The following is a 24,174-nucleotide window of genomic DNA, read 5'->3' on the forward strand; positions in this document are numbered from 1 at the left end:
GGCGGGCAATAATCCATCACCAGGGCGATTAAAAGCCCGGCGATTTCCTCACATCTGCAGCTTGAAATTAGTGTGGCTTCTTTTTGCCAGGACGCTGCTTAGTTGCCAGTTTTTCCTTACGCTTTTTGTCACCACGGTCAGTGGATTTCACCGAACTGGACTTGGCCAACTTCTCACGTTCAGCTACAGGGTGAAATGCGTCGTCCGGGAACAGCCGGGTGGCTTTCAGACGCTTCTCCAGTGCGTTGGAATACGTAGTGGCATCCCACCACTCAACTTGGCAGCTAATGAGTTTGCGGCGGATTTTCTCCCGGTCCCCCTTGTCCAGACCGTTCAACGCGGCCTGCAAGCCAACGGCCTTCGCAAGTGCCAGTGTCTGCCGTTCCAATGGGCTCTTGAGCTTTTCCTCAGCGTCCACCATTGCATAGACGTGAACGCCCCGAAACGGAGCCGCAATCTGCGCCAAGTCATGCAAGGGCACTGGGCTACGTGTCAGAGTTTTCTTGTCTTCCAGCCGCAGACGGGGCCCGAGCTTATCGGCTTCTTCGTCATACTCAAAAAGCTTGGTAGTGGTGGCAGGAGCCTTTGCCAATTGGACATACAGTTCCGCACCCTTGTCATAAGCTACCACCTGCGAGTCGCTGGCGCTAGAACCAAAGTACTGTGTTTGCAAGAAGCTCTTGTCACCAAAGACCTTCCCCCAAGATGCACACGTCGATTTGCTGCGGGCTTCGATGGCAACTTCATCAATATCAAACGGGAAGTCAACTGCAATATGCACTATGAGAAGAACAACGGTACCCAGCAATCGGCGGGCATCTGTACCAAGAATCTCGTGCACTACTTCAACAACAATGGCGCGCTCCGACTTATCGAGATGGGCGGGCGTGTACTCCATGGTCAATCCCAACTTTGCATTGTCTGGGCGATTGGGCGTCACTTCTACGAGCAGACCGTCCTTGTCATTGAGTACCACACGGTATCGATTCACATAGCCCTTGCCTTGGGTGGAGAGCTTGGTGGCCCGGCCTGCTCGGACCATGTCATCAAGCGCTGTCTTAATGTCACGGGTATACGGTTGGATTTCGTCTTGGGCGAAAGCGAACTTGAGTTTGTCAAGCGCAGCCTTTTTATAGGGTATCAGTCTCATGATGTGTCCTAAAGCTTTGTGTTTGGTGTCATGCACGTATCGGTCGTGCCGACCAGCGTCAGTGCCCATCGGTCCCTCATGCTATGGGCCACATGTCACCTGCTTATGTGCTTACTCACCTATACGAACTATTTACATCTGCTACTAATCTATACATATGGTTATAGTCGTAAATTAGTGGCTGTCGATTTCTGAAAACAACTAGAAATTCAGATGTTTTCAGATTTGGGCGCGCGTTGGTACGAATAAAACGCGCCGCTTACCTTTGCTTGACGCGCCAAAAGTGGATAGATGCAATTTGGTGAAAATTCGTTATACATGTCTTGCGGTTTCCTCAAATTGTCCCTCTTCAATTCGGCACTTACCATTGCTCGCCATGCCGGTCAGCAACTGCTGTTGTTGACCTGATTCGCTGGTACTTTTCAGCAGTGGGTACGCTCATGCGAGGCTGGTTGCAGTGAATTTCCGATGAACTTGTTGCACGTGTTGCATTTGTTGTAGGCAATCCGCGCAACAGAACTTCGGTTAATCGGAAGCAACCGGCCTCGCTGGCGATCAGTTAGGCGGCGGAGGGCACTTCCGGCAGTTCGCAGGCTTCCAGCCACTTGCGTTGCATGTCGTCATCCCAAGTGGCGCTCACAAGTGGGCGTATCCCTTTCAAGCTGCGGCTCACTTGGGATTTGTCTAACATCGCAATACGTCCAATTTCTTCCATGGTCATCTTCTGACCGCGCAGGTGGGCCATCAAGCGTATCTTCAGGTCGACTGACACGAACTTTTCGTAGCGACGAACCATCTTCCCTTCGATGAATTTGACATTGCACATGACTTTGCCAAGGTCCAAATCATTGGATCGACTGAGGTCAATGCAGTCAACTGCAAAAGCTGATTCCCAGCCGGGATCGGGGTCGCAGCGTGTTACCTCGAAGTACTCATCGCAGACACGGTGTATACCCGATTTTTCATGACCTTCCGGATGGGACATAAACAGGATGGTCCATACGCCAGCCTGCGTTGACGCGGCACGGATGCGAAACATTCCCTCTGCGCTCAATCCCGATAACGTGCGGTCTGTTGGTTGCTCTAAGGTGACGCATCCTGTGGCCTTCTCAATCAAAGGAAGAACCACGCTCAAACCTTCAGGTCCGGTCCAATTAAAGCCGCCCGGTGATTGAAAGACCTTGTGCTTATGAACCGGTCCGACGCCTTCCTTGGTGTGATTTGCTGCTGACAGCACTTTTGCGTATTCGATGCTACGGATTGTTCCAGCATGCAATGAAATCAACTCGGCGACCTCAGGCATAGGCACACCAAGCCGTGCACTTTTCGTGAGAATCAGATGTTCAATTGTGCAGCGGACCTGCGGAATAAGTGCAGCGTCTCGCACACATATGGTGGTCAAACCCTTTGCAAGAGGTGTCAGAGGAGTCGGGGGCAAAGTTGTGCGCTCGCTACGGACAGTATTACTCTTTCCTTTTTTGGCTTTCGTCATATTCGATTCCTACGGGCTCCGCCCCGCAAGGGCGGGGCGGCTCATGGTTACGCGATTGCGGCGATGAACGGAAGTCCAACGGTGTGGCCATATCCGGTCGTACGCAGCGACTAAGGGTTCCGAATCGGTATGGCCGATTGGAGGGTACGAATTGTCTTGAGTTGTACGTGCTGGATTGCCACCAGCGGAGGGGGGTGAATACCCGGAGCGATGTTCAGCTTGGCTGATGCGCCTAGCCTATGTCTACGAGAGGGTGAGTACCCATTCACGGAGACTTTGCTCAATTTACAAAACCAGGTCGAATTACCGGGTTACCTGACGCTGAGAGCGCCTGAGAATCTGTGTTGGACACAGGCCAAGTTTCATATGATGATCCTCCGATTCATCGCAGAATGTATAGGCGCGTCCATATTAGCACTTCGAGGCAGTTGCCGCAATATCCGGCGGCGTCCATACAGGGTACGCTTAGACTTTCGCGTAGTCTCTGCGTGATCTGGGACTAGTGCTGGCGGTTCAAGCCGACGATCAGTGAAGGACGATTCTTTGCCGGATGACGAAAGACGGGGGCTGCTAATTCAGAAGTTCACGAAGATGGGATGCTAGCCCCAAGGTAAATTCGGAATCAGACCAATCCCGGCTAAGCGCGTTCGTTCACCGGTCTGTGCTTTCAGTCAGTTGGGTGTGGGCCAGTAGGCCGAAGACATAGCAGGCTTGGTGTATTGAATAGGAGGCTGCACCGCAATGCCATTTGGAAAGCAATGAGGATAGACATTACGGTGTCAGCGTTAGCAACGCTCGGGGATCGGCGGTTCGTTAATGCTGCACGGGTCTTCCGGTGGGAAAACCGCGTGAAGGCTGAGGATGTGTATGAGCATGAGTCCTGGCAGGACTGACGCGGATCGTATGGCGCGGCGACATTGTGGACCTGGTCACGTTTGTGCACTCATCTCTTTACGTGCCGCGCACTGTACGCCTCGTCACAGACCAAGAACTGCTTTGCTTCGGGCAGCGTAGATGTGTGCAGGGACATTTTCGGCTAAGGACCTGTCAATCGTGGCTGGCCGCTTTTGATCTAACATGCAATAAACTGTTCTAACTCTTGGCTCAATGAAGGAGGGATACCCATGAATTCAAAGGAATACCTTGAAGCGTTCGGTATCGATCCTCCAAATCCGGAACTGCTAGCCAAGGCGTTAGAACACGCCCGTGACAACCGGAAGTTCGAGATTGAGCTTTACTGGAAACGGGCAACGTATTTCTGGACATTGATCGCGGCGGCGTTTGTCGGATACTTTGCGGTTTCTACGTCGAGCCCAGATTCACCGGAAAAGCGGTTCTTGGCATTTGCTTTAGCCTGCATTGGATTCGTATTCACGTTTGCTTGGTTCCAGGTGAATAGAGGAAGCAAGCAATGGCAAGAGAACTGGGAAAATCACGTTGATATGTTGGAGAATCCAGTTACTGGGCCGCTTTACAAAACGGTGCTACGTAGACCTACCGGTGGTGACGGTTTCTTTGAAAGAAATGTGACTGGACCAAGTGCCGTCTCGGTCTCGAAAGTTAATCAGATAGTTAACCTTTTTACGTTGTTTGTGTGGGCGCAACTGTCTTTATATATCGCGTGGCCCCTTTCGCCGAGTTTGCCGCTAAGCTGGCCGCATCTTATTGCAATCTCGACGACACTTGTATTCTGCGTACTGATTGGATATTGGAGTACAACCTATTTGGGTGACCATGTTCACTATGCCAGACTTCGGCAAACTCAGGTCGCTGACTAGTTGCTGCGAACAAGTGTCGATTGCCAAACAGCCGGCAGTACGCTGTTCAAGTGGCTCCCGGTGTCTGAAGCCGGATGGTAGTTTGTCTGTGCCTTGCCGGTTGGCTCAATCGGTCTTGAGATGTTCGTGTGAAAATCTGAGTTCGCTGGAGAAACTATACGGCACTTTTTTGCACTGGTCACATGGGGAGAGGACTTGTCCAAATTGGGTGATCCAAAAAGAACCATCTATCGCCATTGATCAGCCATCAAGGAAGCAATAGGGATAGACATTGCGGTGCCAGCGCCAGCAACGCTCGGGGGGCGTCGGTTCGTCAATGCCGCACGTGTCTTCAGGTGGGACAGCCGAGTAGTGGCGGATAACGTGTATGCGCATGAGTCCTGGCAGGACTAGCGAATGCGGGCAACCAGATCGGGTGAATCCGCCGGCTACAAACCAAGTTTAGACACGAACCTTTGGGGAGTCTCCGCTGTGAATTGTTCGCATGAGAACAATTTAATGTCACCTTCGATTCCATCTGGGGTATATAGATGAGTAAATACGGTGGACGGCTAGTGACGGTTTGCTTTTCTAGTAATCAGTTCGGTTTTCGTTAATGCAATGCTATATGCTTCCATTGCGGGTGACTGCGCCAGAGTGATGTATTAGACTTAGTTACGTGTGAAGCCAATCTTTTTCGATAACCAAACTTGGAAATCCGCATGGGAATAAAGATGGGTGTGGCGCTGGATAGCGCAGGCAACGAGTGGGGCGCTGAGACATACGTTAAAGGCATGGGCACTCCGCCACTGAAATGCAAGTTCTGCTTAGCCCTTGTAACTCACAATGCATCTTACCCCCGAGAGCGAGATGAAAAATCCCATATTGTTCAAGCCTATTTCAGATTGCTTCCAGGTGCTAGCCATGCATTTGATTGCAGTTTTGCAGTACAGAAAAAAATAGAAAAAATTGCCAAGGAATCGAAGGAACTATTTGAAAGCGTGAGTGAAGGCCAATACCGTCTTCGCTTAGTAATAATCAAGGACGAGTTGACGAAATCTGTAGTTGCACGCAAACCTGGGCAAGTGAGTTCAAGAACAAGAACTGGGACAGCATATTCCAAATCGTCAGGAAAGTTGCCAGCCTATATAAATTCGGCAAAGCGGGTTCTATTGATCAGAGCCATGTGTGATGACGATGAGGAAATTTCGACCTATCTCCAGTTGGTGTTTGAGGGGAATACAATCGTTCCATGGGCGAGGTTTTATTTTGAAACAGAATGTCACGGCGAAGCGTTCAGTGTCATCCGGGACAATACGGTTACACATCCTTTGGCACTGCACGGAAAGGTTACTTCTAAGCGGATTGGTGTAGGTAAATACAGAAATCGAAACGTAATAAACCTGCAGAAGAGCGCATACCGCCAAAATCCAGAAGACTTAAATAATGGTGTGGGTTACGAGGTAAGTATATGGTCTGACGATGCAAACTGGTTTAATAGTATTGAGAAAGACGATGAAGTCATTGTGCTTGCCCTATGGAATGTAGATGCCGGTGTAGCTAACACTGTAACGGGTAGGCGCTTCAATACTTATACAACCCATAAAATATTAACGAATTTGGTGCTAATGTCTCAGATAGCCAAGGTGCCCTTGCTGAAATGAAGTGTTTGTTTGGAATCTCATTCCTAGCAGGATGATTGCTAAATAATCTCTTCTGCAACACTAAATAGAATGCCGTAGACCGTGAAGTCATCGACCGCAGCCAACGTGAAAAATACGCATAATATCTTTCATGCCAAACCCGGCCTCTCTCCTAATTAAGCCCGATGATCTGCAGTCCCTGCGGAATGAGACTACTCAGGCTCAAAGCTTGTATGTGATGCAGAACCAGTTCGGTGCCATAAAGATTGGTCGTAGTGCCCAACCTGAAAGCCGTCTGGTGCAAGTCGCGCAGAAGTTCCGGTGCCAAGTCAAAATGGTCGCGGTCTTTCCACAAAACGGACATAAAGAAGAGTGGTGTCACGTGCACTTGGCGAAGCAATCCCTTGGGGCGGAGTGGTTCAATGGCATAGACAGTACCAAGGTGAGAATTTCAGAGTTGCTGGAGGTGCCGCTGACGTGGCCATACACTCTTGATGCGGCGGGGCTTAAGCGATGGCTATCACGCGTTACCGATGAAGCGGCGGACCGCTATTGGCGTAAGCGAGAACGTACCGTTATTCGGCGTTTGCTTGGGGCTATCCAAGGAGCGACTCGGGTTCGCGAAGACCTAGATGGCGACATTGCGCTATTGGTAGGCTACACCGACCTGTGCACGGCTGACGTTGAGTCCGGCTACATCGCACGAAAAGATGGGCAAGGGCCAATGGTGCCCGTTCCGGCGTTCACGAGAACTTTGGCGGCAGCGAAGCTCCTATGGCCGGATGAAGTGCCGCAGGCGGACCCGATAACCCTAAGCCCGCTGCAATACTGCCTCGACGCATTGTGCGTGGCATGGGGATTTGACCCCAGCCGCTTGAGGCCGCTCAATACCCGCTAGGACTGCAAGTTATTCTGCAGGGGGAGGGGTAACCGTGGAGCCTGCGCGTCACGTCGCTACTTCGCGGGCCATTGTCGTGTTGGTGTCCGCGTCGGACTACCGGGAAGGTCTTGTTGGCCGTATTGCAGAATTTATTAAACGATGAAATCAAAATAGTCCCTGAATTGCTGAGACTAACGTTGCAATGTTCGCTGCGTGTGGCAACCCGGCAAGCAAAGCATTGACTACAGGCCTGCTGGGTAAGCCAGTCTTGAACTGAGCTTCAACGGCGTCTACAACCTCCAATGCCTCTTTCTTCTGAGAAGGGAGTAGGGATGTATCTATTTCTCGTCGCAAGTCCGCAATTTTCTCTAATGCGATAGAGCTTACAGTAATATTTGTTGAATTATCATTCGATTTGTTATTGATGTGCGCATTGCTTCCGGAAATATTGTATGTAATGTGCTGAATCGCGGCTGTGGCTTCAGGTGCGCCCAGCTTTTTGACGCGCATTTGATAACCTGCAGGGATGCCGTGAAATTGCTCATGAAATCCAGGGTCCAAAACTTCAAATGTCTCAGACCCGCCATTTGACATTTTTCGAGTTATGAGATCACCTGTTTCGATAAGAATATCTGCGCGTTGTATAAAGATTTTTCCGCTCTGCACTGAGGCGGAAATGCTATTATATTCTCCGCCGCTTTTCTTGAGTACAGATACCTTGTCTTTCATTAGAGATTCGAATCCCATGCTTAAACTCCTTGACGAAAATTGAATTGTGATTTTTGACTTGAGATTATTGATCGCCAACCTTTTGCATATTTACTGCTCCTGCCCTGTAAGCCGCGTCTGCGATGCTTGTGATATTTGCATTTTCAAGTGAGGTTACCCCGAAACGTTGAATGGATCGAAGAACTCTTCCAATGAATTGACTCATTCGATCGGTGTATATTGGCTCATCAAATATATTCGGTACTACTTGCTTTCATTTAAGAAAGATATAACATCTTGAACTTCAGCGGGGAACTGTTGATTGAGGTAGTCGAAACCGGGTGTTTGGGCATGGATAGTTACTTCTTGACCGTTCACTCGTGCATTAAATTCATGACGAATCTCACATTCGTCTGGTCGCGCAGTTACGGGCGCCCATCCTAGGAACTTGACCTTGTTGACTTTTATGTCTTTCGTGTTGAGGGTGCTCTCAATTTGCTCTCTGCTTGGTGCTGCAATGATGGCACTCTGCGTTTCGTGCCCATTTTGCCGCTCAACTTCATAGAATCTTGCTTTTGTTGCCATGGCTTTGCTTGGTTTAATGAGATGGCGGTTGCCTTCTAACGGAGCCTAACGCAGAAGTAAGCGGCATGCGCAGACTATTCACAGGTCTACTACGCAACCGAGTTGGTCATCATTTACAAATACCCCTGAGTTTCCAGTACGCTCATTAGCATAGCATTTGCGTGGTTGAAATTCTCACGCTGGCCCCGAATGCCGTAAGCCCATTTGACCCCGTGGAATAGATTGTTGCGCAGGCGAAATACGATAATGAGTAAGGCGCCTACAGCATCTGCGGCGTTCGTGTTCTCGCCCTTGAGGACTGACAGTACAAGTGCTGGACTGTCATTATTGCGCAAGGTGAGGCCTTCTAGTAGTCTCGTCGGCTGACCGCTAGCAATGTAACGGGTGCGAAAATAAGCGAGACTTACTTCGAAGGGCGCGAGCGTGAGTTGACCATGAGACGCCCACTCTTGCGTGATGGCAAGAATTGCGCTCGCAGAACCGCGAGTGCGAAGTGCCCTGGCCTCGAACAAACTCCAGAGCAGCGAGAAGTGAAAGATGGCTTGGCGGTCTTCTGAAGGAAGCTCCGCGAAACCCGGAGCATGAACGCAAAGCCAGTCGATCGGATTCATGGTGTAAAACCCCCTGTCTCTCGAACAAGACCATTATCTCTCCAACTCGTCAGACCAATACCTACTCAAGCATGCTTGCGAAAAGGACTGCGGTCGATATGCAGCATAGGTAAACAATCTGAACGTTTTCATTGGGACGAGCATACAGATTTTCAAGCTAGTTTGGTTGCCGGCTCAATTACTTGAGGATATCCTTTACTTGCACCATAGCCTATGAGTCGAAGATGCCTAAATACATTGGATAAAAATCTCCATCCGATTTCACGGCCTTAAGCTTCCTCGCTACATAGGGAAAGCATAAAATGAACTAATTTGACGAATCTGATCAACCGGCGCAATTTGTTGGTTTCTAGCCAGTAGTATCTTTGATACATTTTTCAAGGAATTCAACCTGTTCGGGCCGGAATCCTTTGCCGGAGTCAGTCACCAGCAGATTTTTACAATCCGGCGCAAACCACTCCCGCACATCGTCTATGGCAAGCCAATGCGTTTGTGTTGAGCGATACCGTTGCAGCCACTTGCGGCACTCAATTTCCCGATGATGGCTTGGCAGCAACGCTTGCGGCATCCAGTCCTCAACCTGGGGCCGTGCGTCCGTTGGCGTAACCCCCACAATGCGCGAGCGCAAGTCTTCCGCAAAAGTCCCCCGCAATTGCTCCAGGCTGTGGTCATAGCGCCAGCTACTGCTGATCACAACGTCAACATGGGGATGCTGACGCAACACATTTTCCAGCAGCGGTAACTGGCAGAACCAGTCCCGCCGGTCACACGGATCGGGATGCAGCACACCATCGAAATCCAAAAAGAGAATCATGGTGCTACCCTCTGCTCTCGGATTTATTTGATGTCTTCGGCCGCATTACATGCAGGGTGTGCACCCGAGATGACCGGGTAGTCGCACACGTCATCAATCCGCTTGCGGTATGTATCAGCCAGACATTGGTTGTCAACGCATTTATTGCGCTCAGCAACCCATTTCCGTTGAGACGCTTTTAGATCAGCCTTGGCGCCATCTCCAATGTCTGCAGCCTGCATGAACTTGTAATTCTCAGCCAGAGCACCGTCCAGCTTTCCCAAGAGAGGATCACTGCAAATCGCCTTTTCAGCAAAGCTGACGGCCTTGGTGCAATCGAAGCTGGGAACCCAGGAGGCTTTTTGTGCGGCGATCGGTTGTGCGGCAGCGGTCTCTATGACGGATGATTTGGATTGCTGCTGTGCGTCGTCTTTTGTCACCGGCTGTGCACCGGTCACCGCAACACTTTCATTTGCCATGTTGGCTTTGGGTGCCGCCTCGCCAGTCAGTCCACCGGCTGCAATTACTGGAGCCTGCGTGTCTGTGCCGTCCGGCTGCTTCAGTCTTTGCGACAGAAGTACGGCTCCGCCCCCCACGGCAAAGAGTGCGACAAGCACCAGAATGCGTTTGGTCATGGTCTGGCTTGCTGCGCTTGCTGGTAGTGCTCCCCCTGCAGTCACCGGTGTTGCTGTGCTGGCCGCGATGTCTTTGGCGCCAATGACAGCCAGGATGCCACCCACCAGTGATAGCACCATGCAGACTGCCACCAGCGTGCCGCCAAGCACCGCCCCCAGGATTGACGTCACGATCATCCCAATGCCAGCTTTCTTCGGTCTGGAGAAGGCAATGGCTCCCAGGATGATGGTCGCAAATGAAAACAGTACGCCGCCCCATCCCAGGCCAATGACCGTATTGGCTCCGTGCGCACCAAACGCGGAACTGAGCCCGCCAAACAGCAGCGTTGTGATGGCTGCCAAGAATCCAAAAATGCCGGCGATGATGCCGATGATTGCTCCAGCTTTTGTCATGTCATTCTCCAGTGTGTAAAAAAGTTCAATTGGTTGAAATAGAGTGGTGTGATGCCCGGGCCATTCATGCAGTACGAAACGCGTTGCACGGTCAAGGGGCCGCACCGCTGGCGTAAACGTTCATCAGGACCGCAATGCTGCTCAGTTGTTGTGGGTCGGTCAGGACAGTGAGCGCACCACTTTGTTCATATGCATAGACGTACGCGTCTTTGCCCTCCATCCGAAACAAGAAACTCAAAGCGGGATTGGCCCCCACCTTGATGGCAATACCAGGATGGCCACCACGAGAGCGACCCTCGACGGAAGCTATGTTAGTGTTGTCAAAGAGTTGAGCAACCCACTGGCGGCATGCCATGAACGAGCGCCACTGGCCCAAGTAATTCACGTACAGCGTGGCATTCAGGAAGTCCGCAGACACGCCCAGTGCATGGATCTTTTCAGCGTTCCGCGCAACAGCGGTCTGTGCGCGGGCCAATTGCACAGCACGCGCTTGAGCTTCCTGTTTGGCTCGGTCCTCCCGTTCCTTCACTACCTTGGCAACGTCCTCGGCGTGTTTGCGATCCCGCTCCGCGTCCTTGGCGGTGTCAGCGGCCCTCTGACGCGCAATATCGTCTGCATACGCTTGCACACGGCGGGGACGCTCTGCATTCATCCACTGGGTGGTGGCATCCCCGTATTCGTTGAGCAGCAAAGCAAACGCATCACCTATTGGGTGGGTCTTGGTGGTAAGCAGCGACCGCAAAACGCAGTTGCGCGTTCCCATTGCTGCCAGGGTGGATTGAATTTGTACCGGATAGGACGAATTCGCTTGCGGCAGGCTGTAGAAGTTTGGCCCGTCGTCCGTGAGCGTTTCCAGCTTGAGTTTGTTTTGATAGGCAAGAGCGTTAACGATCAACCTGGCTGTGTCTTGCTGGCAGTCACCGGTGGCTGGTAGTGGCGGCACACCGTACTCCTGGTTCAGGATCACGATGATGGAATTGGTGACGGCCAGGACGTCTTTTGAGCCGGTCAGAACCCCGGTACTCCAACTTGTATCGACCTCGTGCAGTTCACCCTGTGCAACCGCTTGCAGGAATGCCGCTTTGGTGGTCCAAGTTGGCGCAACCCCGTTTGCTGGCAGCGCCAATTGCACTGCTTGCGCCGAAGGGGCTGTTGGCGATGGTGCCGAAGTGGCTGCGGGCGTGGTCGTGTCAACCGGCGCTGCTGGCGCAGCATCTACTGGTCCTTGCTTGGCCGGTGCCAGCAAATCTGTGAAGAACTTGCCCAGGGAAATGGTTTGGGCATACGCAGTTCCGGTGAAGCTGGCAGTGAAAGCCAGTGTCGTTATGGATGCCACCAGCACCGTAGTAGAGCGTAGCCGCCAGAGAAACTGGTTTTGATGAATGTTGCTTATAAGTCGCATCATGGTTCCTTAAAAAGCGCCATAAAGGCGCTGAAGTTGGAGAAATTCATATGAATTAAATGGGCAGTGCATCGCATAGGGGGTATGAACTGTCCTCCCTTCCAACGGCTATAGCATATCAATTTGATACTTATATTCCGTGGTCTTTTAATCTGCATAGCGGAATTATCAGCGGCATGCCCTCTGTGCCGCCGATTCCAGCCGATAACCAGTCCCTCGCCACCCCTGAAGTTTCGAGCCCACTTTCTTCCGTCAAAAAGTCGCGAAATTCTGGACGCCGCAGAGTCAAGGAAAAGCGTGAAGGCGACAGGCGGCTCATTGAGCTTTTCGCACGCAATATGCGTTTGGTGCGCATATCGCGGGAGTTGACCCAGGAGCAATTGGCAGACCTCTGTGAAATCGACAGGACGTACATCAGTGGGCTGGAGCGCACCATTCGCAACCCAGCGCTTAAGAACATCCAACGCATTGCAGATGAACTGAACGTCGATGTGCGTGTCTTGTTCGATCCCGACTTGGACGAAGCGGCTGCAAACACGCTCTACGGAGCCACCGGCAAGAACGCTGGAGCGCGTTAAAGCAGTTCCGATGCACATGTGTCCTGCCGGGACCGTGTGTGCTCAGAATGGTTTGTGGTCACGGAAACAGTCGAGACAGCACTTCACCGTGCGTTGACCGCGTTTGACTGCCATCAAGATCGACGCCGAACATTGGTTTCTTGCGCGTGACCCAGCCGAAGACTCTCGCCACTGAATCTGGACACGTCCTCGATTCCGGCATCCTTTAGCCTGCGCTTGACCACCTGAGAGACATACGCTGCATCCAGTCGGTCTGTGAGTAGCGGCTCTCCCGAGCGCGTAAATCGGGGGAACAATGGGCCGGTGCAACCTTCCAGCGCATTGTGAGCAATCCAAACCTGTACAGCAGTTGCTGCACAAAGGGGACCGCGGGTGAAAGGAATGGCAATGGTTCGGCGCGATTCTTTGTCTTCTGAATCCCTGCCCGAGCCCATGCGCAGCAGCATGGCATCTTCGGAAAACGAAACGTCTTCCAGATTGAGTGCGCAGATGGCACCGCGCTTGAGTCCGCCAATAAAGCCTAGCAAGAGTAAGGCCGTATCACGTCGGTCCAGGCTGCGCCGGCCTGTTCCCATGGCATCGAGCATGCGCAACATCAATGGTCGCGTGATGGGTGCCGCACCGCGTTTCCCTTCAGGCCGTTTCTGTACCGGTGTCTTGGCATCACCGTCCAGTAAGTTGTGCGGAGGAAGTCCCTTTGCCAGGAATCGCATGGCGGCGCGAACACGGGGATCGGCAGTGGGGGAGTTCAAACCCCTCTTCAAGTGTTCGTCCTGGATGGCCATTAGCCGTCTGACTGCCGTTGCTGGCGCAACACGGCGTTCAAGCAGCCTGATATAGCCAATAACGTCTTCCGGGCTGCTTGGGATTGTTCCCCCGTAGTTCACGAACTGCTGCACGTCCTTTGCGTAAGCGGTTGTGGTGGAGTCCTTCTGGTGCTTGAGTTTTGCAGGATTCATGCGGCCAGAGTTGGAAGCAAGGAATTCAGTTGTGCTAATTGGGGAAGACTTGGTTTCTTCAAACATGGTGGTACCTCATTGGGTGAAGGAAGAAGGGGGAAAAAGGAAAATGGGACAGGAGACAAAAAACATGGGCGTGAAAAAGCCCCGGCAAGCACGCAGTGGTGCTTGCCGTTTGCAGCGGTGCAATGGCAGGAGGTCTGGTGGACTTTGCCGATCGGACCTCTTTACGGTGGTTGGCCGCGTTTGACTATCACCAGCCCTTGCAACCGAACCAGGTGCGTTTCACCATCGGTGCTGGCGTATCTCAGGCAATACTTCTTTGGCTTTCGACTCTTGCCAGCAAAAGCACTGGGAGTCATGGCGCAGCGTGCGTTGTAGAACACGCCCCAATGGGGCCGCGAGTCACTAGCGTCGAGTGACAACAGCGCCAAGGGACGTGTCTTGTTGGCATACCGCTCATAGCCCACGATCAACGTCCAGTGCCGGAACGTACGCGAATGCAGCCCCAGGATTGGAATATGGCCAGCGTCAATGGCACGAACGATTTCGCGGCCCAGTGTGTCCCGCCGACTGGACTTCACAACCTTGCATGTCAACATGGGAGAGAAGACCGCCACCATACGCTCAAGCTCCTGTTCAGTGGTGCCGGTGAAGTAGTCGCGTCGTGCCAGTGTCCACAGTGCCCGCAAGGGGCCGGACTTGGCACTGGCGATTTCTTCCACTTCCTTGCGTCGAATGCCACCAAGTGCCATGGCGCACTGCAGGACTGTGACCAATCCACAGGCTCCATCGAGTTCCGATTGCTGAATATGGAAATCGTCATATCGGGTGCGGCGTCTACCACGCATGGCGTATTGCACATCCGTTTCCGCACGAATGCATGCCACGTACTTATGAACAACGGAAGCGCTCATTCAGTACTCCTCGGGGAGCAGGAGGCAGGTTGAAGAACGATCTGCTTCCGTGATGATCCAGATCCTTTGCGTAACTGCTTTGCCTGCATCGTTGCGCTTCAACAAGTACGCCGAAAGAATGCGGCTGCCGTGTACCAGCGCTGCGTTATTTGCGTTGCGATCCTCTGCATCCAGATCGCCCCAGTCGCCGTACCGATGCCGGTTGAGCAGCGTGATGGGTGCGACTTCGTATTCCTCAAGCGCAGCCAGTGCACCTGGTGTTGCAACAACTTGGCCCAGCTGGAACAGTGGTGCGTTTGGAAGTTGGTTGTGCTGCTGTGGCAATGGAGTGCCGCTGTCGGATGCCGTAAGGTGGGCCGGTGCTTTGGGTTCGTCGTCGTTCATTCCGTCGTACATGGGGAACTCCTTCGTAGTCGTCGGTCGTGGTGGGTGTTCCTCGTACCTTTCGGGCACGGCTGCGCCCCGGTGTCATCACGAGAGCAATGACGCCGGTGCAAACAGGCACGGGCACGCAGAAGCAGTACTGCAGTGAGCAGCAGCTACAAGGTCAAGGGGAGGGGAGAAAAACTATCCGGGCAAATGTGCGCAGAAGCTGCATCGGTTTGGATACATGGCCTCTTCGTCATTCGTCCGCCGCACGCCGGTCAAGAGCACTCCGACGTCGGTCACCAAAGTCTTGGAAATTCCGGTTTTCAAGATGGTTGGCGAGTGAGTTGATTATACCAAATTGAGCTAGAAATTTGGAATTTAACTGCTGTAAATTATGCTAATTTAGCAATATGGTTCCAATTTATTTACGAAAACAGTGCAAAAAGCTCGATAAAACAAGCATCTTTGGAAGACTTGAAAGCGCTCAGCGCGTCCATCGAAACACCGTCCATACCGATGTCAGCACAAAAATGCTTGCAATCATGGAAACGCGGCGTACAGCCTGCTTGGATCAGTAAAACTCGTTTGCGATGTCTGTTTCCAGTTACCAATGTTTTCGTGAATTGGTTAGCGACCGGTGCTCGGCGAAAGGCTTTTGGGTCGAAGGCGCTTTGCCAATTGAACCTATCAAGATGGGCAGCAGATGCAACGCCCGTGTGTCGTGGGGGGGCGACGAGCACAACTTGTGCCCACTAGGAAAAGGTGTAGTTCTTGACGGTTGGTTTTGCAGGCAAAAATAGCCAATGACCATCATCAAAATCATGGTCATGACTAGTTGTTTCCCAGGGCGCCCGCAGTGTTCGCACTGTGCGCATAGGTGGGAAATATGTTCTTCATTTCATAGGTTCGTCTGTATGTGGTAGATACCGAAAAACTACACCGTCAAAAAAGTTGTAACTTTTTGTAGTAGCATTTCTCTACCCACAAAAACACTAAGAAATTCTCGTTCAACCGTGAGTTGGTGAGGGACGGTTGGACAAATACCAACTTTGAATTTCGTACGCAGGCATTCCTACACGTAGTAGGTGCTGCCGCAATTTTTCACGCTTGATTGCGTGAGGGATTGATGCGTTCTGAATTTTGAGAGATGTCGCGAAATTAAAAAAACTAGGGAAGCGTATCCATGGTGCAGAGTAAGCAGGTCAAGTCAGAGCAGAGCGCAGACGGTGTCCATATGGGCTCAACGATTGGCGCACGTTTTAGCCAATTTCTGCGTAGCCATTTGCAGCGTTATGGTCACGGACTCATTGTCCACGGATTGGTCACAACGTTAAGCTTTTGTGCAACCTTTGGGTTTGCTTCACTTGCCAGCGCACAAATCACCAATGCGTCTCCTGGGTTGATCGATACGCCAGTCGCGTTTGGTGTATCGCAAAGCGGAGCTGCCAGCTACCAGGTTCCCTTGAAGTTGCCACCGGGTGTTGCCAACATGGCACCCAAACTGGCTCTGACTTACAACAGCCAAGGCGGCAATGGCATGCTTGGCGTTGGCTGGGCATTGTCGGGACTGTCCTCGATTACCAGGTGTGCTGCCACCCGTGCGCAGGACGGTGTTACTGGCGGTGGGGTGAACTTTGATACCAATGACAAGTTCTGCCTGGATGGACAAAGGCTCATGCTGGTGCCAGGTACCGGTGCCTATGGGGCCTCAGGCAGCGAGTACCGCACCGAGATCGATAGTTTCAGCAAAATCGTAGCCAATGGCTCTGCCGGATCAGGTCCTGCGTACTTCATCGTCAAGACCAAGAGTGGCTTGACCATGGAGTATGGCAACACAGCCGATTCGCGCATCGAAGCGGTGAAGTTCAACCCCAGTGCAACCTGGACATCTGGGACCGCACGCGCCTGGGCGCAGAACAAGATCACGGACCTCGCTGGCAACTACCTGACCGCAACTTACGATGAGGACACCGTCAACGGCACCTATTACCCTGCCCGCATTGACTACACGGGCAATGCTACGAGCAGCCCAGTGCTTGCAACCAGTGCTTCCGTTCAGTTCTTCACCGACACAAGCAGACTGGACGCTATCGCGGGCTATTCGGCAGGGGCCGTGTTCAAGTCTACCAAGCGGGTAAATGCCATTCGCACCTACGTGGGTGCGTCCTTGGTCAAAGAGTACCGACTGGCCTATGGTGCGCAGAGTACTGCCTTGGACAAGAGCAAGCTTGCCAGCATCACGGAGTGCGATGTGGCCGGAGTTTGCCAAAGTCCTGTGTCCCTCGCCTGGGGCGGTGCAGGCACGGACGGCTTTGCTGCGGTGAACACGTGGCTAAGCAGCCAGTACGGCACGGGAACCTGGACCGACAACAATCTCTATCCGCGCATGCTGGTGGATGTAAACGGGGATGGCCTGCCCGATATCGTAGGTTTTGGTCCCCAGGGTGTGTATGTTGCTATCAACGCGGGCAACAACACCTTCAATACGCCTAGTTATGCCTTAAGCAACCAGTTCAGTGTGGCGCAAGGATATGCGGACAACAACACGGCTCCCAGATTTCTGGTGGATGTGAACGCAGACGGCCTGCCCGATATTGTGGGCTTCCATGCCAATGGCGTGTACGTGTCACTAAACAACGGAAACGGCACCTTTGCCGCTCCGCAGCTTGTGCTTGCCAATCAGTTTGGCCCGAATCAAGGTTTTGCCGACAACTCGGTCAATCCCCGTCAGCTAATTGATGTCAATGGGGATGGCCTTCCCGACATCGTGGGGTTTGATGCCAGCGGGCCGAATGTGGCTATTAACAATGGAAACGGCTTCAATGCTCCAACCCATTGGATTACCGGCCAATTCGGAACGTCCCAGGGGTGGGGCAATAACCTAACGGCCCCAAGGTTCCTTGTGGACATCAATGGAGACGGCTTGCCGGACATTGTGGGATTTGCCAACGGGGCAGTTACTGTAGCCTTGAACACGGGCGGTGGCTTTTCCATACCAGTGGCTGGCAGTGCGAACTATGCCTGTGCTCCAGGACAAACCGCGTCCGGGACAACCTGTTTTAGTCCTAGCTACTCAGCGGTGAACTACAGTTGCCCGAGTGGCGGAACATTGGTAACCAATGATCCGAATTCGCCCACGCCGTACTGCGACGGTGGAACCGTCACCCACAACAACAACCCGGTCTATTTCCCACTCAGCACGTATTACACGTTGCGCTACCTTGTGGACGTCAATGGTGACGGCCTTCCCGACATTGTTAGTTTTACGCCCGATGGAGTCATGGTCTCCATCAACACCGGCGCAGGATTCGCCGCACCTGCGTTGTGGCTTGGTGGTCAATTCAGCCTATCCCAAGGCTATGCTGATAACGACGTAGCACCCCGCTACCTCATAGACGTCAATGGTGACGGGTTGCCCGACATTGTGGGCTTCTCCGCCACTGGTGTCGTCGTCTCCACCAACAATGGAGCGGGCTTCAATCAGCCTGTGCCATGGGTAGGGAACTTCGGAACAAGTGCAGGCAATTGGGTTAACAACACCGTCAATCCGCGCTTTGTGGTCGATCTCAATGGCGATGGACTGCCCGATGTGATCGGATTCGATGGCACCAACGTGGTGGCCGCGACCAATAACCGTGCCGTGACAGGCAACTTTGTTGCGTCGGTTACGTCCAGCCTGGGAGCCATCACCACGGCAACTTACAGCCCGTTGACCTCGCAACCATCCGGAAGTGTCTATACCAAGGACACCGCAGGCAATGCAGCAGGCTATCCACTTGTTGATGTGGTGGCTCCCTTCTATGTGGTGAGCTCAGCTACCAGTAGCAACGATATTGGAGGCACGACTACTGCCAATTACACCTATGGTGGCCTCAAAGCAGATCAGGCCAATGGTCGGGGCATGCTGGGTTTTCGCTGGGTCAAGAGCCATGACCACGAAACCGGGATTGACCATTACACGGAATACCACCAGGACTGGCCGTATGTTGGAATGCCTTCGCTGAGCGAAACGCGTCTGTTATACGCTGGCAACGCCGGGGTTATCAAGCGCACGACGGTTACCCCTGGTTGCCAGATTCCCCGCACAGCGGCGTCGTGTGCAGTGGCAGCTGGAAACAGCTATTTCCCCTATGTGGCCAGTACGGTGGAATCCGCCTGGGACCTCAACGGAGCCGTGTTGCCGGTAACCACCAGCAGCTATACCTATGGACAACCCACCCAGTTCGGAGACCCCACCCAGGTCGTGGTGGGAACCGATGATGGCCTGAGCAAGACCACGACCAACGTCTTTACTGCCGCGGATACCACCAACTGGATTGCCCCAAGATTGCAGCAAACCAGTGTGCTCAGTGCGGCCCCCTCCGGGAACATCACCCGTACCAATCAATATACCTACGACGCTCGGGGGCTGGTCTATCAGGAGACCCAGGAGCCAGGCACTCCGAACTACTGCCTGCAGACTACGTACCTGTATGACAGTTTTGGTAATCGCAGCAGCACCAGCGCTGCGGCATGTGCAGGTGCCACAGCGCCAACCATCACCAGTGCGGCAACCCCAAGAACCAGTACTAACAGCTTTGGCGCTGACGGTTACTTCCCCGTATCCAGCACCAACGCTTTGTTGCAGTCTGAGAGCCGCGTCTATGACTATCGCTTCGGTACGCCCACCAGCCTCACCGGCCCCAATGGGCTGACTACCGGTTGGAGCTACGACACATTTGGCCGGAAGACCCAAGAGGTGCGGGCAGATGGCACTTCTACCACTTGGAGCTACAAGGCATGTGCCAACGACTGCCCTATATCAGTTGCAGGCGCCGTGCCGAAGTGGTACGTCATTGAGCAGAGCTATGGTGCTGGCACTCCCGGCGCGGGCGGCGTACCCACCACCAGCACCACGGTCAGCAGCCCTGAGAAGCGCCAGTTCTTTGATGCGCTGAACCACGTCGTGCGCGTGCAGACCCAAGGGTTTGATGGCGCAGGCGCTGCCCCCACTTTGGTGCAAGACACCCAGTACGACACGCTGGGTCGAATCTCTCAGCAATCCAATCTGTACGACCTCGCTGGTGGCACTCCGGTTTGGACCAGCTATACCTATGACGCACTGGGGCGTACGACTTCTGAAAGCCATCCAGATAGCGTAGCGACCGGTGGGGTGGCAACCACCACGACCACCTACAACGGCTTGTCAACGACCGTACAGAACGCAGCCGGTCAGACCAAGACCACCACCCTTAACGCGCAAGGTCGGGTTGCCAGTGTTACAGATGCGCAGTGGAGTCAGGTTACGTACTCCTACGATGCTTGGGGCAACTTGCTGTCCACCAATGCGTCCCAGTCGGTCACTGCCATGCAATACGACCTGCGCGGTCGCAAGATCGCCATGCAGGACCCGGCCATGGGGAGCTGGACCTACAGCTACAACGCCTTTGGCGAGCTGGTCAGTCAGCGTGACAGCCTGAACCAGACCACTACGATGTCCTATGACGTTTTGGGCCGGATGACCCAGCGTCTGGAGCCGGACCTCAATAGCCAGTGGAGCTATGACACCAAGTTCGATGGCACTGCCTGCATCAAATCCGTTGGCAAGCTGTGCGAAGCCAAGACCGACAACGGCTACAACCGCAAAGTCACCTTTGACGCAGTGGGGCGTGTGTCCAGCACGGCAATCGTTCTGGATAGTGTTGCCTCTCCTGCGACCCTCAGCCAAACCTATGATTCCGCAGGCCGCGTGAGCGTAAAGACCTGGCCCACCGGTTACCAGGCCACCTACAGCTACACCCCTCTGGGCTATTTGCTGGCCGTCAATGGCGGCGGCACCAACGGCTTTACCCAGACCACCAGCTACCAGGTCCAGGCCATGGACGCCGCAGGCCACGTCACCCAGTACAAACTCGGTGGCAAAGTCACCCATGTCAAGTCCTATACGCCTGATACGCAGCGCCTGAGCGCCCAAGTCGCCACCACCGACGGCCAGGCCAGTGGCAACGTGATGAACCAAAGCTACTCCTATGACGCTTTGGGCAACCTCACCACTCGCAATGACAACGCCCCCGGTGTGGGTACCCAGGAGAGCTTCAGCTACGACAGTCTGAACCGCCTGACTCTCTCCACGATCCTTGGAGGAAGCGTGAGTCCACCCACGACCACGCAGGTGATGTATGACACCCGAGGCAACATTGCTTATCGCAGCGATGTGGGCCGTTACTGGTATGACGGCGCCCGCCCCAACCGCATGACCAACGTCACCCTGGAGACCAATCCAGGGGCCACTGTTTCTCTCACGGGCACACAGGCTTTGAGCTATGCCTTTGACGATGCCAATGCGGGCGCGCAAACTGTTGGAGGCACGACGCTGGGCAACGGCAACTTGACCTATACGGTGACCAACGACGCAGTCAACCACAGGCAGTTCGTGCGTTATGAGAGTTACACCAGCTTTAATATGCCTGCGGGATTTACCTATAGCAACCTGGTCACTAACAATTACTGCCTTCTGCCAGGTTACACGCTCGACGCCACCACTGGCCAGTGCACGCTGACAACGACTTCGACCATTCCGGCCACAAAAGTGGGCTATAAGTGCAGTGCCAACGGTCCAACGCAGTCTGGTTCGACTTGCCCTACGGTGTCAATCGTCGGTCCAGTTACGGCAACACCCAATTACGCTTGCCCAGCGGGATATTCCCCTCCTACAGGTTCAACTAGTTGCTCAATAACGACCACGTATGTGGCTACCGCTACTACGGTGTGTCCAAGCCCAGGGACGTGGATGCTAACAGACGAAAATGGTCTTCAATGTGGCTTTATGTCCGGTGGTCATAATGATAACGTTACTTGGGTAGCCACCTACGTCAGCTATTCCTGTCCCTCAGGTGGCTCCCTCTCCGGCACGACCTGCTACGTCACGAGCTACAAGTCGGCCTACGTTGCCTTCTATACCTACTCCTGCGCTGCGGGTCAGAATGTCGATGCCACTAACACAAATTGCACGGTTACCACTTACCCCGCTGCGCAACCGGTCTACACATGCAGCACTGGGCAACTAAACAACAATACTTGCATCATCACCAGCACGGTGTCGATGCCACCGAGTTCCTACAATTTCTCGGACCGCACGCTCACCTTTGTGTACGGACCGGAGCACCAACGCATCAAGTCCAACCTGGTGCTCTCGGGCAACGGAACGAGTAGCTACTTTGCAGGCAACACCTGGTATCTCAATGGTGAAAGCGGTTTGGACCTCGCTTATGAAAAAGAGATCCGCGCCAATGGAACTGTTGAAAACCGCCACTACATCACGGCAGACGGCCAGGCCTTTGCGCTCTTTACCAGTCGCACGGGAACACTTAACGGCCTGACAGCGACGTCCACGAACTATTTGTTGCATGACCATCTGGGCTCCATCTCCGTTGTCGCCGATGAAACCGGTGCAGTAACAGAGCGACTTGCTTATGACCCTTGGGGCAAGCGGCGCAATATCAACACTTTGCCGGGAACTCCAGATAGTCTGGACCGGCTGGTGGCAGTAGCTACAAAGCGCGGCTACACCGAGCATGAGCATTTTGATGAGGTGGGTGTGGTGCACATGAACGGGCGGGTGTATGACCCGTTGGTGGGGAGGTTCATGAGTGCGGACCCGCATGTGACCTATCCCTATGATCTCCAGAGTTTCAATCGGTATAGCTATGTGTTGAACAATCCATTGGTGTTCACCGATCCGACGGGACTGGACGCTTGGGCTCATGAGAATCCCAATGGAACCACGAGCTACAACCCAACTGCGCATGGTCAAGGCATCTGGGGCAAAGGGAATTCCAAGGTCGTCTCCGCTCCTGCTGATCCCAATAAACTGAACATAGTAAATACATTTGCAAAACTAGTGCCTGAGGCCCAAACTGGTTCGGCAATGCAAGACCCGTATGGAACTATCTATAGTGCTCTGCCTGCCGACCTGAAAGATTTGATACAAAAGATAGTAGATTATCCGGGTATGCCTGGGTTTGATATCAAGATTGGCATAATTGGTTCCATAAAATTGGAAAAAGAAGTCGAAGGTATTCTGCAAGGAATTAAGGAGGTTAATAAAGGTTTTGGTGAACTGGAAAAAGCCAGCGAATTAGGCGTCCAGGAATATAGAGTTTTAAAGAAGGCTGCACTGGAGGCTGGCGATGAAAGACACCACCTCTATGAAAAGCGGTTTGCTGATACCCTCGGAGAGAAGCCGCGCGAAATGTTAAGTGTCGTAGCAACTAAAGAGGAACATCAAGAGTTTACAAACGCTTGGCGCGCTGCAATCTCGTATGGCGAGGGCACTCTCAATGCCACGGTAGATAAGATACAGGACACTGCCAGACAGATATATGAAGGTTACCCCGCTATCTTGCGAGCTCTTGGATTAAAATAATCTCATTGTGAAAATCATCCATAGCATTTCTTTATTCTCCGACGAGGCCAAGCAAACTGCATTCCTTGCGGCTGGTATTGCTCTAAAAACCGGATTCACAAGTTTCAAAATTGCAGAAGACGACATCCGATGGTCCAAGGTTTCTGAACTTGCATTGCAGTTTGAAGCTGTAGATATGGCGACAACAAAGTTTTCTGAACGCGAATTGAGGTTGGCTGAGTACTTTGGTGTGGTTCCGACTTGGCACTATGGATACCCGGAGCCTTCCGATGATTTTGGGTATTTAAGCAATACGTACGATCCGAAAAGCTTTTGCGAACGATGTAAAAATCGCAAGGTGCAGATAGAACTCTTTCGAATAAAGAAGGCTCCCACATGGGGTAGCAAATCAATACTTCAACTTCACTGGGTATACGACGAATACTTTGTTCGACCAGACTTATGGCGAGACGTATTTCAGCCGTTGGATGTGGGTTGCAAGCCCGTAGTCTTGGTTGATACAGGAGCTGTTGTGGACTCGGTAGTGCAACTTGACATACCCCATTTGGTGGAATTGGATATGGATGAACGTTGGGGTAAGACGCGATGCGATGTATGCGGCTCAGAAAAATATTTGCCCATTACGCGAGGCCCCTACCCCCTGCCTGCGACAAAAGTTGACTATCCTATCTTCAAGTCCAAGCAGTATTTCGGTAGCGGTGGGAAAAGTTTCCGAATGGTGGTTGCTTCCGCAGCGTTGCGCCGGGCTTTGCAGGCCGTTGGCGCAAAAGGTGTAGATTTTAAACCCTGCATTGGATAGTTTGTTGTGCAGAACGCTGATATGGATGGTGCAGATGGACTTCGATGCGCCTACGTGTGCGGGTAAATAAGTGCGTCTAAGAATAATTGGCGCGATAAC

Annotated in this window: 17 protein-coding genes; 6 read left to right on the top strand and 11 right to left on the bottom strand. The window is 52.9% G+C overall.

The window, feature by feature from the left end; all coding sequences use genetic code 11:
- Positions 1-67 precede the first annotated feature (67 nt).
- Positions 68-1,150 carry a hypothetical protein gene (locus AAGF34_RS20430; protein WP_342617544.1) on the bottom strand — a complete coding sequence of 361 codons (1,083 nt, stop codon included), beginning with the start codon at positions 1,148-1,150 and terminating at the stop codon, positions 68-70.
- Between the two features lie 559 nt (positions 1,151-1,709).
- Positions 1,710-2,642 carry a hypothetical protein gene (locus tag AAGF34_RS20435; protein WP_342617545.1) on the bottom strand — a complete coding sequence of 311 codons (933 nt, stop codon included), beginning with the start codon at positions 2,640-2,642 and terminating at the stop codon, positions 1,710-1,712.
- Positions 2,643-3,766: 1,124 nt separating this feature from the next.
- Between AAGF34_RS20435 and AAGF34_RS20440 the strand changes: the two genes are divergently transcribed.
- The 3 genes from AAGF34_RS20440 to AAGF34_RS20450 all read left to right on the top strand — a co-directional run bounded on the left by AAGF34_RS20440 (position 3,767) and on the right by AAGF34_RS20450 (position 6,940).
- Positions 3,767-4,420: a hypothetical protein gene (locus AAGF34_RS20440; RefSeq protein WP_342617546.1), complete on the top strand. Its 654-nt coding sequence runs from the start codon at positions 3,767-3,769 to the stop codon at positions 4,418-4,420.
- 701 nt (positions 4,421-5,121) lie between these two features.
- Positions 5,122-6,063, top strand: coding sequence for a hypothetical protein (locus tag AAGF34_RS20445; protein ID WP_342617547.1), 942 nt, complete (start codon positions 5,122-5,124; stop codon positions 6,061-6,063).
- Between the two features lie 130 nt (positions 6,064-6,193).
- Positions 6,194-6,940, top strand: a complete 747-nt coding sequence (locus tag AAGF34_RS20450) for a hypothetical protein (RefSeq protein WP_342617548.1) — start codon at positions 6,194-6,196, stop codon at positions 6,938-6,940.
- A 147-nt stretch (positions 6,941-7,087) separates the two neighbouring features.
- On the opposite strand, the gene AAGF34_RS20455 is transcribed toward AAGF34_RS20450, so the two are convergent.
- The 6 genes from AAGF34_RS20455 to AAGF34_RS20480 form a co-directional block, all read right to left on the bottom strand.
- Positions 7,088-7,669 (bottom strand): hypothetical protein, encoded by a 582-nt coding sequence (locus AAGF34_RS20455; RefSeq protein ID WP_342617549.1) that lies wholly within the window; start codon positions 7,667-7,669, stop codon positions 7,088-7,090.
- Positions 7,670-7,894: 225 nt separating this feature from the next.
- The gene (locus AAGF34_RS20460; protein WP_342617550.1) at positions 7,895-8,215 is read right to left on the bottom strand and encodes a hypothetical protein; all 321 of its coding nucleotides are present in this window, start codon (positions 8,213-8,215) and stop codon (positions 7,895-7,897) included.
- 113 nt (positions 8,216-8,328) lie between these two features.
- On the bottom strand, positions 8,329-8,826 hold the full coding sequence (locus tag AAGF34_RS20465) for a hypothetical protein (RefSeq protein WP_342617551.1): 498 nt from the start codon (positions 8,824-8,826) through the stop codon (positions 8,329-8,331).
- A 349-nt stretch (positions 8,827-9,175) separates the two neighbouring features.
- Positions 9,176-9,640, bottom strand: coding sequence for an HAD domain-containing protein (locus tag AAGF34_RS20470; protein WP_342617552.1), 465 nt, complete (start codon positions 9,638-9,640; stop codon positions 9,176-9,178).
- Between the two features lie 23 nt (positions 9,641-9,663).
- Entirely contained in the window at positions 9,664-10,647 is a 984-nt protein-coding gene (locus AAGF34_RS20475) for a lysozyme inhibitor LprI family protein (RefSeq protein ID WP_342617553.1), read from the bottom strand.
- 91 nt (positions 10,648-10,738) lie between these two features.
- On the bottom strand, positions 10,739-11,773 hold the full coding sequence (locus AAGF34_RS20480) for a hypothetical protein (protein ID WP_342617554.1): 1,035 nt from the start codon (positions 11,771-11,773) through the stop codon (positions 10,739-10,741).
- 335 nt (positions 11,774-12,108) lie between these two features.
- Here AAGF34_RS20480 and AAGF34_RS20485 point away from each other — a divergent pair, with 335 nt between their 5' ends.
- Entirely contained in the window at positions 12,109-12,627 is a 519-nt protein-coding gene (locus AAGF34_RS20485) for a helix-turn-helix transcriptional regulator (protein WP_342617555.1), read from the top strand.
- Between the two features lie 113 nt (positions 12,628-12,740).
- Here the strand turns inward: AAGF34_RS20485 and AAGF34_RS20490 are convergent, their stop codons facing one another.
- The 3 genes from AAGF34_RS20490 to AAGF34_RS20500 form a co-directional block, all read right to left on the bottom strand.
- On the bottom strand, positions 12,741-13,652 hold the full coding sequence (locus tag AAGF34_RS20490; protein WP_342617556.1) for a hypothetical protein: 912 nt from the start codon (positions 13,650-13,652) through the stop codon (positions 12,741-12,743).
- Between the two features lie 161 nt (positions 13,653-13,813).
- A complete protein-coding gene (locus AAGF34_RS20495) occupies positions 13,814-14,503 on the bottom strand; it encodes a hypothetical protein (RefSeq protein WP_342617557.1) in 690 nt (229 codons plus the stop codon).
- Positions 14,504-14,899, bottom strand: coding sequence for a hypothetical protein (locus tag AAGF34_RS20500; RefSeq protein WP_342617558.1), 396 nt, complete (start codon positions 14,897-14,899; stop codon positions 14,504-14,506).
- 1,156 nt (positions 14,900-16,055) lie between these two features.
- On the opposite strand from AAGF34_RS20500, the gene AAGF34_RS20505 reads away from it, so the two are divergent.
- On the top strand, positions 16,056-23,276 hold the full coding sequence (locus tag AAGF34_RS20505; RefSeq protein WP_342617559.1) for an FG-GAP-like repeat-containing protein: 7,221 nt from the start codon (positions 16,056-16,058) through the stop codon (positions 23,274-23,276).
- Positions 23,277-23,283: 7 nt separating this feature from the next.
- Entirely contained in the window at positions 23,284-24,075 is a 792-nt protein-coding gene (locus AAGF34_RS20510) for a hypothetical protein (protein ID WP_342617560.1), read from the top strand.
- Positions 24,076-24,174: the final 99 nt, after the last annotated feature.

This window comes from Rhodoferax sp. GW822-FHT02A01 (genome assembly GCF_038784515.1).
In the GTDB taxonomy this organism is placed as follows: domain Bacteria; phylum Pseudomonadota; class Gammaproteobacteria; order Burkholderiales; family Burkholderiaceae_C; genus Allorhodoferax.